Origin of the sequence: Granulicella sp. S190, assembly GCF_009766095.1 — a bacterium.
Classification (GTDB): Bacteria; Acidobacteriota; Terriglobia; order Terriglobales; family Acidobacteriaceae; genus Edaphobacter.
This window is the reverse complement of record NZ_LMUD01000016.1, coordinates 486981-499694: the sequence shown is the minus strand read 5'-3', so window position 1 is coordinate 499694 and position 12714 is coordinate 486981. Positions and strand designations below refer to the sequence as shown.

The window sequence follows — 12714 nt, the reverse complement described above, 5'->3', positions numbered from 1 at the left end:
GAATGCCAAGCCACCAGCAATCGACGGAGAGCTCTTTTCGCGCACCAGCCTCTCTCTTTTGGGCTGGATTTCTGCTTCGCGTTCTGTACCTTTCGTTTGCACATACCTACCGCATCCGTCCCTCTGAGGACCATCTTCAGTTCGGCTGGGAGATGGGCCGCGTAGCGCGCGCGATGGTCACCGGCTTCGGCTACGCGGACCCTTTCACGGGGCACTCCGGTCCGACAGCGTGGATGCCACCTCTGTATCCTCTGCTGCTTGCCGGCGTCTTTAAGATCTTCGGCGTTTATACCGCAAAGTCCGCGTGGGTCATTCTGACTACCAACAGCGTCTTCTCCGCTGCGACAGCTGCTCTTGTCTTTGAGATTGCTGCAAGATGTTTTCAAAAGACCGGGAGAGCCCGCAAAATCGCGCTTTGGTCGGCGTGGCTATGGGCTCTATACCCCGCTGCATTGCAATACGCAGTTCACTGGGTTTGGGATATGGCAATCACTGCCTTCCTTTTCACTGCCATCCTCGTTCTTTCTCTTCGTATGCGAGGCATTGGGGAAGAAGATTCGCTCTCCCATCCTGGGCTTCAAACTCAGACGACGTTTCGCTGGGCGGCATTTGGGTTGCTCTCCGGATTGGTCGTGCTTTTGAACTCTACGTTGCTGCTCTTCCTGCCAATATGCGGCCTATGGATACTTGCGGGGGCGCGTAGGACCAGATCGTCGTTTCTTCCTGCTCTCGGTGGAGCCGGCTTGTCCTGCGTTCTTGTTCTCGCCGTTATTGCTCCGTGGATGATCCGCAACTATACGGTCTTTCATGCTTCTATTCCGATGCGCGGCAACTTTGGCGCAGAGCTGCATCAATCCGTGCTGGAAGAGCATATGGGCTTCCCTTGGGGTGCGACGATCCCTGTCTGCGAGGTCTGCCCTGTCTTTCAGCAATATCGCCAGATGGGTGAGCCTGCTTATGTCAAACAGGAAAGTGCACTTGCGAAAGAGGAGATTCGTACCCACAAGCTGCGCTTTGTGCAGTACAGCCTCAAGCGTTTTTATTTTTTCTGGGTCAGCGTTCCTAAGCCTGCAGAAAAGGGAGTCCTTGTTGAAGCTGCTCGAGAGGCAAATTATTTCTTCCTAAGCCTGGCAAGCCTTCTCGGTCTGGGGCTTGCACTGAGGCAGCGCATCCCAGGAGCGACACTGTTTGCATGGGCGTTCCTGCTTGTGCCCCTTACCTATTACTTCCTTACGGTACAGGCTCGCTTTCGGCACCCACTGGAGCCGGTTATGACGATCCTTGCCGTTTTTCTCTTCCAATCTGCGGAGCTTCGGGCAAAAGCCGTAGTATCGAAGTAATATGATCCATGTTCTCGTGACCGGCGCATCCGGCTTCTTCGGCGGTATTCTCAAGCGCAGACTGCTCGCAGAGGGCTATGCCTGCACCAACATCGATCTCGTCGCCGATCCCGATGCTCATCCAAACCTCACCAGCATTCAGGGAGATATCCGCGATACTTCTCTTCTGGGAAAGATCTTCGCAGAGCAAGCTTTTGCAGCGGTCTTCCACTGCGCCGCACAGCTGGCCCACGACGCTGTCGATGACAAATTACTGTGGACCTCAAACGTGGATGGCACGCGTAATCTCGCCGAAACAGCAAAACAATTTGGCGTCAAAAAGTTTGTTTTTATCTCAAGTAACTGTCTTTGGGCCAGCGACCTCGGCCATGATGTTAAAGAAGACGAAAAGCCGAATCCCATCGAACTCTATGGCCGTTCCAAGTTGGCAGGAGAGCAGGTTCTCGACAGTTACGCAAACGACCTCGACGTCGTTACGATTCGTTGCCCGACGATCATTGATAGCGGACGCCTGGGTCTTCTCGCCATTCTCTTCGAGTTCATCGATGACGGAAAGAAGGTTTGGGTCGTCGGTGACGGCAGCAACCGCTATCAGTTTATTTATGCGCAGGATCTTGCCACGGCTTGCCTCCAGGCTCTTGCGTACAGAGGATCCAATCTCTTTCACATCGGCTCAGAGAACGTCGTCTCTCTGCGCAACGTCTACGAAGCTGTCATTCATGCCGCCGGCAGCGGGTCTCGCGTCGCTTCGTTGCCTAAGGGGCCTACCATCGCCGCAATGCAACTGGCCCACAAGCTGAATCTTTCGCCGCTTGGTCCATACCACTACCGCATGATCGCAGAGAGCTTCGTCTTCGACACGACTCGTATTCGCGCGGAGCTGGGCTGGACCCCTACTGTCACGAACGAAGAGATGATGATTCGCGCCTACCAATACTATTCAGCACATCGCAGTGCGATTCATGCTCGCACCGATGTCTCAGCCCACTCGCGACCTGCATCGATGGGAGTGATCCGGATGCTTAAATGGTTCTCTTAGCTCTTCTTTTCGAACTGTCTCCCTGATTACGATCGCTCGCTTCTTCCGATCTGCCAGGCCTTCGCATACTTCCAGCTGACGTAGGCTGAGTGATAGAGATGGAGTAGAAGACCTTCGCGACCGTCTAAAAATCCTAAGCGAAAGAGATAGTTCCACAGGAACGTGAAGATTGGAGCCAGAACAATATCCCAGCAGAACGCCGGCCAAGAACGGCTGTTCTTTCCCTTCGCTGCAGCGATGCGTCCTCCGAGCATGCTGTATTGGTTCATGTGCTCGAGGTAGGTGTTCAGGTCGGGGTAGCCGTAGTGCAGATAATCTTGCTTTAAGGTTTCGACTCTTCCTGCGATTTGCATGGACTCATGCACCAGCCGTTCGGTGAAACGAGGCGCACCGGCGCCGTTCAGATTGCGAACCAATCGTAGCTTGAGATCCGGATAATAGCCGCCATGACGCATCCAACGGCCCAAGAAGATATTGCGCCGCCGAAGCCTATAACCTTCAATCTGCGGCGACGTCTCGGTGTGGGTCTTTAACATCTCCTTCATCTCGTTTTGAAGCTCGATCGATAGCTCTTCGTCCGCGTCGAGTGAAAGGATCCAAGTTCCTGTGCACTTTTCGATGGCGAAGTTTTTTTGTCCCGCGAATCCTCTCCACGGCTCGGTAAAGACCTTCGCGCCGAACGAATGTGCAATCTCAACGGTACGATCATTGGACCCGGAGTCGACCACGATCAACTCATCGGCGAACTTGGCGCTGGCAAGTGTTCGCGCGAGATTGGCCTCTTCGTTGAGGGTGATGATAGCTATCGAAAGTGTCGATCTCGGCATGCGTCTTCATTCTATTTGCGTGGGCTAATATCTGGTCCTTCATCGTGCCGTAACAGAGTCGGACTAGTCTTTTTGTGTGCTCCGGGTTGGAAACAAGCAGATAAAACGTGAGATAGTACGAGGTCCCCTGGCAAAAACTCTCTTTGGCCCTGGCAGCATACGATGCTGAGCAGGCGACGCCTTCTCCAAAGCGGTATTACTACCGCTGCCGGTCTCACCCTGAGCAAGACAGTGCCGGCGATGCAGCAGGCCATGGCCTCACCTGCGCCGGTTCGTAGTGGCGTGAGGCTTCCCCGCTACGTCGATCCTTTGCCCATTCCGCCGGTTATTCGTGCGACGGGAAGCCCTGGCGAGATCATAGACATCGAGATGCGCCAGTTTCAACATAAGGTGCACCGGGACCTGCCGCCGACGACTCTCTGGGGATATAACGGGACGTGGCCCGGCCCTACCATCGAAGCCCAAGGCGGCCGACCGCTCGGCATCAATTGGGTGAGCAAGCTCCCCACCACGCATCTACTTCCCATTGACCACTCTATTCATGGCGCCGAGGCGTCTCTTCCCGCTGTGCGCAACGTTGCTCATCTCCACGGCGCCTGCGCAATGCCTGACGACGATGGCTACCCCGAAGCCTGGTTCACAGCGCAAGGAGAACAAGGACCACATGGGGCGAAGTTCAATCCTCGCCCCTCGCAATACCCTAACTGCCAACCCGCCACTACACTCTGGTATCACGATCACTGTCTGGGCATCACACGGCTGAATGTGTACACAGGGCTAGCGGGTTTTTATCTTATTCGCGACGAGGCAGAGAGAGCGTTCAACCTACCGCAAGGCGAGTTTGAGATCCCGCTTATGCTGCAGGATCGTCTTTTCCATCGTAACGGCTCGCTCTACTATCCCAAGGTCGTCAACGGACCTAAAGAACACCCTATCTGGATTCAGGAGTTCTACGGCGACTACAACTGCGTTAACGGGAAGGTTGCGCCATTCCTGGAGGTCGAGCCGCGCAAGTACAGATTTCGCATCGTCAACGCTGCCAACTCACGCTTCTATCATCTGCGACTGTTTCTTTCCGACGCAACCGGCAGAATTCAGAACGACTCTTTTGATGTTCCGTCGTTTCAGCAGATCGGTACTGACGGTGGCCTGCTGCCAGCGCCCATCGAAATTCACTACCTTCTCATCGGGCCCGCTGAACGCTTTGATGTCGTCATCGACTTCTCCGGCTGCGAAGGTAAATCCTTCTCTCTTATCAATGACGCTCCCGCGCCATACACGATGGGCGGCCAATACCTTGCGGAAGATGTCATGCTCTTCAAGGTGACAAAACCCCTCTCCGGCAGAGACACCAGTGTTGTGCCGGAAACGCTCGTCCCGTTTGAGACGTTGACTCCAACGTACACGACCCGGGAGCGGCTTTTGCTTGTCTCCGAAAAGGAGCGTCCCTCCGATGGCTATGTGATCACGGGTCTTCTGGGAAACGCGCGCTGGCATGAGCCTATTACCGAGGATCCCAAAGCTGGTTCGACCGAGATCTGGTCCTTCGTCAATATCACCAGCGACGTTCATCCTCTGCACGTCCACCTTGTGCAATTCCAGGTTTTGAATCGTCAGTCGTTCGACGTGCTCACATATCAGCAGACCGGGAAGCTCGTCTTCACTGGAAGACCTATGGCACCTGAGAGCAATGAGCGCCCCGCGCGAAAGGATACGATTAAGTCCTACCCTGGGTATGTTACCCGCGTCATTATGCGCTTCGATCTACCGCAGGGAGCCAAGGTGTCTCCTGGTGACGAGCTGCTCTACGTGTGGCATTGCCACATTCTCGAACACGAAGATAACGAGATGATGAGACCTTACAAAGTTATCGTATAAGTTTGCTGAGCTTATAGCAGAAATGTTAAGTGCGGAATACTAGTCTGTTAATTCCTAGACTTATCTTTGTGCGACGACGTTCCGCCGATAATGTAACCGTAATTATTGGTCATTTCATTTTAGAGTGACACAACTAGCATGTTACTGCCTCTAGGGTTATCCCACTGAGGTTGTATTCCCCAACGAGTCATCTCGTTCTCTCAGTTTTCTGGAGGTATCACTTTGAAACGTACTGTCAATGCCCCTAACGGGACTTTGAAGTGCGGCGCGATGATGTTGATTGCGCTGCAAGTGTTTGCGGGACTGCCACAATCCGCCTACGCCCAAACTGCCGTCCCCGAAACAAAGACCCCCATCAAGCACGTCATCATTATCATCGGTGAAAACCGCACCTTCGATCACGTCTACGCGACCTATAAGCCGAAGGAAGGCGAGACTGTCTCGAACCTCCTCTCCAAGGGCATCGTCAACGCCAACGGTAAGCCGGGCCCGAACTACTCCCTCTCCGCTCAATTCTCGGCCGTCGATAGCACCACCGCTGATAACGGAAAGTACTCCAACAGCCCTCAGGAAAAGAGCATCTACAGCACCCTTCCAGCGGCTCTGGCTGGAGGTCCTGAAAAGACCAGCCAAACCAGCACTCCTTTCACGACTCTTAAGGTCGCCGAACTTGCCGATGCCGGTCTTGCTCCCGCGTATAACAAGTACTTGCTCACTGGCGCGACCGGTATCGCCGGCGGCAAGCCCGACACTCGCATTACGAACGACACCAATCTGCGCGAAGGCGTCTTCCAACTCAGCGGACCCAAGATGCCTTACGATGCTTACACCAACAGCCCTGTTCACCGCTTCTTCCAGATGTGGCAGCAGACCGACTGCAACGTCGACTATGCCACCGAAGACAATGCCAGCGGTTGCTTGAACGATCTCTTCCCGTGGGTTGAAGTTTCGGTCGGCACCGGCGGCAATGGAGCCAAGCAGCCAGCCAACTTCAACGAAACAACCACTGGCGAAGGTGCTACCTCCATGGGCTTCTACAACATGGCACAGGGCGACGCTCCTTACTTCAAGAAGCTTGCGGATGACTACACCATCAGCGATAACTTCCACCAGTCCGTCATGGGCGGCACCGGCGCCAACCACATCATGTTTGGCTTCGGCGATGCCATCTTCTACACCAACAGCAAGGGCGCCGCTGCAACGCCTGCCATCAATCAGGTAGAAAACCCCAACCCACAGCCCAACACCAACGACTGGTGGGATCAGGACGGCTACAGCGGCGGCAGCTACGTCAACTGCGGTGACATCAGCCAGCCTGGCGTTCCGGCGGTCACCAACTACCTTCAGTCCCTCAAGCGGCCTGTGAAATCTAACTGCGTCAAGGGCGACTACTACCTCGTCAACAACTACAACCCCGGCTACAACGGCGACGGCACCCTCGCTTCGCAGTACTCGCCCTTCACCATTCCTCCGACCAGCCAGAAGAGCATCGGTGACGACCTCGTCGCTCACAATGTTCCCTTCAAGTACTTCGGCGAGAACTGGGATCTGTACGTAACCGATCCTACCGAGTCGAACTCGTTCGATGAATATTGCAACATCTGCAATCCGTTCCAGTACCAAACACAGTTCATGGGAACTCAGGCGGCCCGTCAGACCTACATTGCGGATACGACTGAGCTCTATGAAGACATCGACACCGGCAACTTGCCGCCAGTCTCTATCGTCAAGCCCAGCGGCTTCAACGATGGTCACCCGGCGTCCTCCAAACTCGATCTCTTCGAAGGCTTCACCAAGAAGATCATCGATGGCGTGAAAGCTAACCCAGCTCTTTGGGCTGATACTGCCATCTTCGTCACCTTTGACGAGGGCGGCGGATACTATGACTCTGGTTACATCCAGCCCGTCGATTTCTTCGGCGACGGTACCCGTATTCCTCTCATCGTTGTATCGAAGTACTCGACCGGCGGCCACGTCTCTCACGAGTACGGCGATCACGTCTCGCTGATGAAGTTCATCGAGAAGAACTGGGAACTTCCGACGATCTCCGACCGCAGCCGCGACAACCTGCCGAACCCGATCCAGAAAGCAAGCAGCCCCTACGTCCCGACGAATAGCCCAGCAATCGGCGATCTAACGGATGACTTCCAATTCTCTTCCAAATAACAGTAAGCCCTAAATTGATTCACCCTTCGACGGCCAGCCGTGCTGGCCGTCGAAGTTAGTTTTGAAGAGGTACCTCTGATGAAGATGATGACTATTTTTCCCAAAAAACTCAGCAGCCTAGCTTCAATGGCTTTTCCCTCAACGCTCCTCCTCGCTCTCGCGCCAACTATCTGCTCCGCCGCAACTCTCCGAAATGCAAGCCCGACTGCGTTGCCGCAGTTCCATGTGCAAGACCAATGGAAGCTCGGCGGGAAAGGCGGATGGGGCTTTCTCGCTCTGGATCCTGCCGCGCATCGTCTCTACATCCCCCGCACCAATCGCGTGATGGTTGTCGATACCGACACGGGCAAACTCCTCGGCGAAGTCCAAGGCATGAAGAACATTCGCGAGATTGCCCTCGATGACTCCGGCAAGTATGGGTTTATTACCGACCCTACTGACGGGTCCGCCGGTTTCGTCCACGTCTTTGACCGTTCCAGTTTTAACGTAATTGCATCTGTCCCGACAGGAGCTGTTCCTAACGCTATCGCTTTCGACCCCTATTCAAAGTCGATCATTGCCTTCAACTCTCATAGCCACAGCGCGACCGTCATCGACACTGCGACAAATCAAGTCACAGCCACCATCCCGCTTAGCAGCCGTCCAGGGTCGGCAGTCGCCGATGGAAACGGTGCAGTCTTCGCGACGTTGCCCTCGAACGGCGAGATCGTACGCATTGATGTCGTTGCGAAAAAGGTTTCGGTCACCTGGCAACTAGCACCGTGCACAGGACCCACTGGATTGGCCATTGACAGCGTCCACCATCAACTCTTCACTGCGTGTGAAGACCATAAGCTAGTCACAATCAACTTGGAGACGGGGCATGCCACCGCGATTGCAGATGCACCGCCAAACGCCGGTGACATCGACTTCGATGTTCAGCACAATCTGCTCTTCGTCGCGGATGCTAGTGGAACGGTCTCCATCTTTCGTCGCGAATCATTGCTGAAGTATTTGCGGATCCAGCAGGTAAAGACGCAGCCTGGCGCCAGGACTATGGCCGTAAGTCAGAAGGATGCCAAAGCCTATCTGGTCACGTCCCAGTTCGGTAAGAATACCGGTCCGGTCTCGGAGGAGTTGCAGTTTCGGCCGACTCCGATCCCCGATACATTCTCTGTGATTATTGTCGGACGATAGTAAAAAGCCGTGCCTCAAGCAATGATGAGGTGTGGCTTCGATTTTCTGCTACCCAAGTTTGGATCCTGTTGGCCAAGGTGGATTTCCCAAAGACACATGCCGATACTCCGGTGAATATCCGAGTTCTCGCGCATAGTTCAAGATTCGGTCAAAGTCCAGGCTGATAGTTGCGCCCGCCTTCTGCGTCACTTCATCTTCAATTGGCAGGTCAAAGTCGTCCGCGCCGTAGTTTAACCCGATGAGCGCCTGTTGATTCTGAGTGAGTACAGAGGTGCGAATTCGCGGAACATTATCAAGGTAGATCCGGCATAGAGCCAGATGGCGTAGATATTCCGCAGCGGTGATCTCGATGCCGCCAATCTGTGTGAAGTAAGGTTTAAATGTCCAACAGAGAAAACTTGCCAGCCCATTCGTTTCATCTTGGAACTGCCGAGTGCGCTCAAGATGCTCGAGTCTCTCTTCGAAGCTCTCATCGAACCCTATAACCATCGTCGCCGTCGTCTTTAAGCCGGCATCGACGATAGCTCGTTGCGCCTCGAAGTACTGCGCTACGGTGTATTTGAATTTGGAGTGACGAGCGCGGAATTCTTCGGTCAGGATCTCCGAACCGCCGCCAGTAATCCACCTTACCCCAGCGTCCTTGAGTCGCGCCGCAGCCGCAGTATAGCTCAGCTTCGCGTGGTCGGCCAGGTACACGAACTCCGCAATCGTCAGAGCATAGAATTCCAGGCTATCCCCATACCGTGCGCGAATCGAGGCGAACAAATCGCAGTAATAACTTAGCGGCAGATGGGGATTGAATCCTCCGTTGAATGCCGCGAGATCTCCTCCCAACGCAAGCAGTTCATCCAGCTTCACAAACACTTCTTCATGGCTCAACACATACCCACCGTCTTGGCTCGGCAGCTTGTAGAACGCACAGTAGTCGCATTGCGCCACGCAGACATTTGTATAGTTGATGATTCGCATCACCATATATGTGCAGGCAGTCGATGCGTGAAATCGGCCACGTACTTCAGCAGCAAGCGAACATAATTCAGAGTCGGAGGCGTTGATCCAAAGCCACCGAGCTTCAGCGGATCCAATCCGGGAACCATTGGTGACCTTAGCGGCAATGTCTGAAAATGTTATTCCAAGCGGCACAGTCAACTGGCTCATGCTTCCAGTGTAGAGTGCCAGGCGCTGCCATACCATCTATCCTCTCAACGAATGGCCGCAGATTCATCCGGGAATAGCGCAATTTGATTCCCTGAAGATAAGGTTGAAAGCGTCTTGTATCGTTAGATCGTAAGTCTTTTGTTTTTGGCGCCCGGAGGGACTTGAACTCCCACGATCGGCTAAGTCTATGGATTTCTTAATCCCTAGCAGCCGAGGACGGACCATCATTTGGTGAATTCGTTGTCAGATAGCGCAGAACCCGCCTCGTACGAAGCAGATACGCAGCAAAGCGGCAGCCTTTCCGACGGCTGTCAGCGAGGGCATGTATTCGATTTCACGCAATTGGCTCCGCAACCCCTTCTCACCCCTTTCGCATCCTAGATGTAGATGAAGATTCTGAGAGTTGTAGCCTGTCTGCTTGTCGTTTCGTTGACGGCATCTCTTCGAGCAGATGACAAAGCACGTTTCGACCTCGTCGGCCCTACTATCGATATCCGCGTGACGCGAGGAAGCTCGACACTCCCCATCGCAGAAGTCCCCAACCTTGAGCCTGGAGACAAGATATGGATCAAGGCTGATCTTCCGCCGAGCCAATCAAATCATCTGATATTGATCGTTGCCTTTCTTCGCGGTACGACAAATGAACCTCCTGACAACTGGTTCACGGAGATTGATACCTGGGACAAAAAAACTGTTGAGGGAACAACAGTCACTGTTCCTGGTGGAGCTGAAGAGGCATTGCTTTTTGTCGCGCCCGAAACCGGTGGAGACTTCAAGACACTCCGCTCCGCTGTCAAGGGTAGGCCCGGTCTATTCATTCGCGCCGACTCCGACCTCAATGAAGCGTCCTTTGAGCAGCAACGGATCGAACGCTATCTCGCCGCCATGAAAACGGTCGCGCATGACGACTCCAAGGCCATTCAGGAACACTCCGAGAAGCTAGCTACCACACTCGCCCTCAAGCCGAACGCCGATTGCTTCAAGCAGCCTGTCGATCAACAGGTAATCTGCCTAACCCAGTCCAGCGCCCCCGTTCTCCTCGATGACGGACATGGGCAGAGTATCGCGGAAGCGATATCTACCGGTCCATCCTCTGACTTTATCAATGCTGCTTCCTACACACAGCCTGTCGGCGCGGGTCTTTACTCTGCGTATGTCGGTGCAGTTGTTGATCTCGTTCATCTTGTTGGCATGCTGCGCACGGCGCAGTATCAGTACATTCCGGGACTCAGCTTCCCGCAGGGGCCTTCGCTTAGCCTGAGGTTGAACGCACCGCCATCCTTTCACAAACCCGAATCTGTGATCGTCATCGGTTTGCCCGCTATTCAGAAGGCAAAGCTGCCGCCGTTACATCCACACGATATTGATCAAGTTGCGTGCTTGTTGCAGCCGACGGTGACCATTCCTCTGGAAGGCGCGCCACTTGTCTTCTCCACCGGCTTTGCGCACAATCTGATTTTGCATCTCAATCGAACTGGATCACCGACGGATATACCACTGACACCTGACGCGTTCGAGGGCGGACTTGTTGCAGTAAAAAAGAAGGAAAAAGATGGGCCGCTGCAGGGCCCCACGCCTGAAGGCGATAACGCGCAACCAGCGAAGTCTGGCGTTAAGATCGGCGCGACAACTGATTTGACCATCACGGGGACTGTTCGTGGATATTGGGGCTTCGATTCCTTCGAAGGACCCACCATTACGATCCAGCAGGTCAAGGGCAAGAATTGGAAGATCGTAGACGGTCACCCTCTGCTTGCCGGACAGGATAATCACCTCGCACTTAAAGGTGATGGGAGTGCGTGCGTTGAGCACATTGCCCTGGTAAGCAATAATACGAAAGATCTGAACGTGTCCTTCAAATCGGCAGACAAGGATGCAAGAGACACACTGGCTTTGGATGTTTCTCTCAAAACCGTCCAACCCGGCGGTTATTCACTTGCGATTCAACAGTATGGCGATTCGGATAGAGACAAGGTTCCACTCACCGCATACACGGCCGGCGTTCATCTCGATTCCGTCAAGATGCACAATGGCGATAAGACAGCAGTACTCACTGGCGAAGGCTTGAAGGATGTCGTCTCTGTCGAGATCAATAAACAAACCTTCACCCCAAGTGCCAAAGGCAACGACGATAAGACGATCCACCTTCAGGCTGATACTGGCGTTTCGCCCGATGATGGCTCTAATGCGACGGCGAAGCTGAAAGACGGTCGCACGATGGTCGTCAAAATATCCGCTGAAGCGGCGCGCCCGGAGCTGACGTTGCTTTCACTGAGGGCCACACCGGTTCAGAAGGATGGCGTATTGCCCGTCAGCGTCGGCGCGAAGGACGACATCCTGCTTGAGGGTAGGCTTACCTTCGTGGTGCAAACAAAGGACGCGTTCCCGCGCACACAGACTATTGAAGTAGCCACCGCCGACGGCTCAGTCCACACCACGCTCTCGCTCACAGAAAATAACCTCGTACTTCAAGACGACCACACGGCAGTTTCTACCTTGGATCCTTTGAAAGCGTTTGGTCAATCGGCATTTGGCAAATTGCAGATGCGCCCAGTTGCGGCGGACGGTACGCCAGGGAACTGGACTCCACTTGGCGTTCTCGTCCGCACGCCGCAGATCACTGCGATTCACTGCACTACAGCGGATGCTCCTACCTGTACCATTGATGGTAATAATTTGTTCCTCGTGCAGTCGTTCGGTGCAGCAAAAGATTTTGTCAAACCGACCGAGGTTCCAACAGGGTTTGCTGAAAACAACTTCACCGTACCGACCCCGGCAGACGGAGCAACGCTATACCTCAAATTACGCGATGATCCGAACGCGGCCGCAACTGTAACGCTACCTACCCCGGTACAAAAGGTGACATCTCCTGCCGCGTCAGCTAATCAGACTGCGGCTCCGGCATCTGATACAAAACCACCGGCGCTGGAGACAATAACACCTCATCCATCAGCTGCGCCCGCCCCTAAACCTGATCCATCGACTCCCACGCCGACATCTGGACCTCCTAATGATCGAAACTAGAGCATAGGTCAGGCGAGACGATAGGTATGTGCAGCGCGATCTAATGCATCATTCAAACGTACACATGACGACACAAACCATGGCGAGGTCGAGTTCGATCGCATGA

Annotated in this window: 8 protein-coding genes; 6 read left to right on the top strand and 2 right to left on the bottom strand. The window is 54.2% G+C overall.

The annotated features are described in order from the left end of the window. Nucleotides 1-2 precede the first annotated feature (2 nt). Nucleotides 3-1340 carry a hypothetical protein gene (locus GSQ94_RS11405; RefSeq protein WP_158943970.1) on the top strand — a complete coding sequence of 446 codons (1338 nt, stop codon included), beginning with the start codon at nucleotides 3-5 and terminating at the stop codon, nucleotides 1338-1340. Nucleotide 1341: 1 nt separating this feature from the next. Next, a complete protein-coding gene (locus GSQ94_RS11400; RefSeq protein WP_158943969.1) occupies nucleotides 1342-2379 on the top strand; it encodes an NAD(P)-dependent oxidoreductase in 1038 nt (345 codons plus the stop codon). Nucleotides 2380-2405: 26 nt separating this feature from the next. Here GSQ94_RS11400 and GSQ94_RS11395 read toward each other — a convergent pair whose 3' ends face one another. Continuing rightward, nucleotides 2406-3206 (bottom strand): glycosyltransferase family 2 protein, encoded by an 801-nt coding sequence (locus tag GSQ94_RS11395; protein WP_158943968.1) that lies wholly within the window; start codon nucleotides 3204-3206, stop codon nucleotides 2406-2408. A gap of 162 nt (nucleotides 3207-3368) precedes the next feature. On the opposite strand from GSQ94_RS11395, the gene GSQ94_RS11390 reads away from it, so the two are divergent. The 3 genes from GSQ94_RS11390 to GSQ94_RS11380 all read left to right on the top strand — a co-directional run bounded on the left by GSQ94_RS11390 (nucleotide 3369) and on the right by GSQ94_RS11380 (nucleotide 8426). Continuing rightward, a complete protein-coding gene (locus GSQ94_RS11390; protein WP_174240921.1) occupies nucleotides 3369-5084 on the top strand; it encodes a multicopper oxidase family protein in 1716 nt (571 codons plus the stop codon). 222 nt (nucleotides 5085-5306) lie between these two features. Further along, a complete protein-coding gene (locus GSQ94_RS11385) occupies nucleotides 5307-7250 on the top strand; it encodes an alkaline phosphatase family protein (protein WP_254063801.1) in 1944 nt (647 codons plus the stop codon). Nucleotides 7251-7376: 126 nt separating this feature from the next. After that, complete coding sequence (locus GSQ94_RS11380; protein WP_254063800.1) at nucleotides 7377-8426, top strand: YncE family protein; 1050 nt, start codon at nucleotides 7377-7379, stop codon at nucleotides 8424-8426. 48 nt (nucleotides 8427-8474) lie between these two features. On the opposite strand, the gene GSQ94_RS11375 is transcribed toward GSQ94_RS11380, so the two are convergent. After that, nucleotides 8475-9620, bottom strand: a complete 1146-nt coding sequence (locus GSQ94_RS11375; protein WP_254063799.1) for a radical SAM protein — start codon at nucleotides 9618-9620, stop codon at nucleotides 8475-8477. Nucleotides 9621-9971: 351 nt separating this feature from the next. Here GSQ94_RS11375 and GSQ94_RS11370 point away from each other — a divergent pair, with 351 nt between their 5' ends. Further along, the gene (locus GSQ94_RS11370; protein ID WP_158943966.1) at nucleotides 9972-12608 is read left to right on the top strand and encodes a hypothetical protein; all 2637 of its coding nucleotides are present in this window, start codon (nucleotides 9972-9974) and stop codon (nucleotides 12606-12608) included. Nucleotides 12609-12714 lie beyond the last annotated feature (106 nt).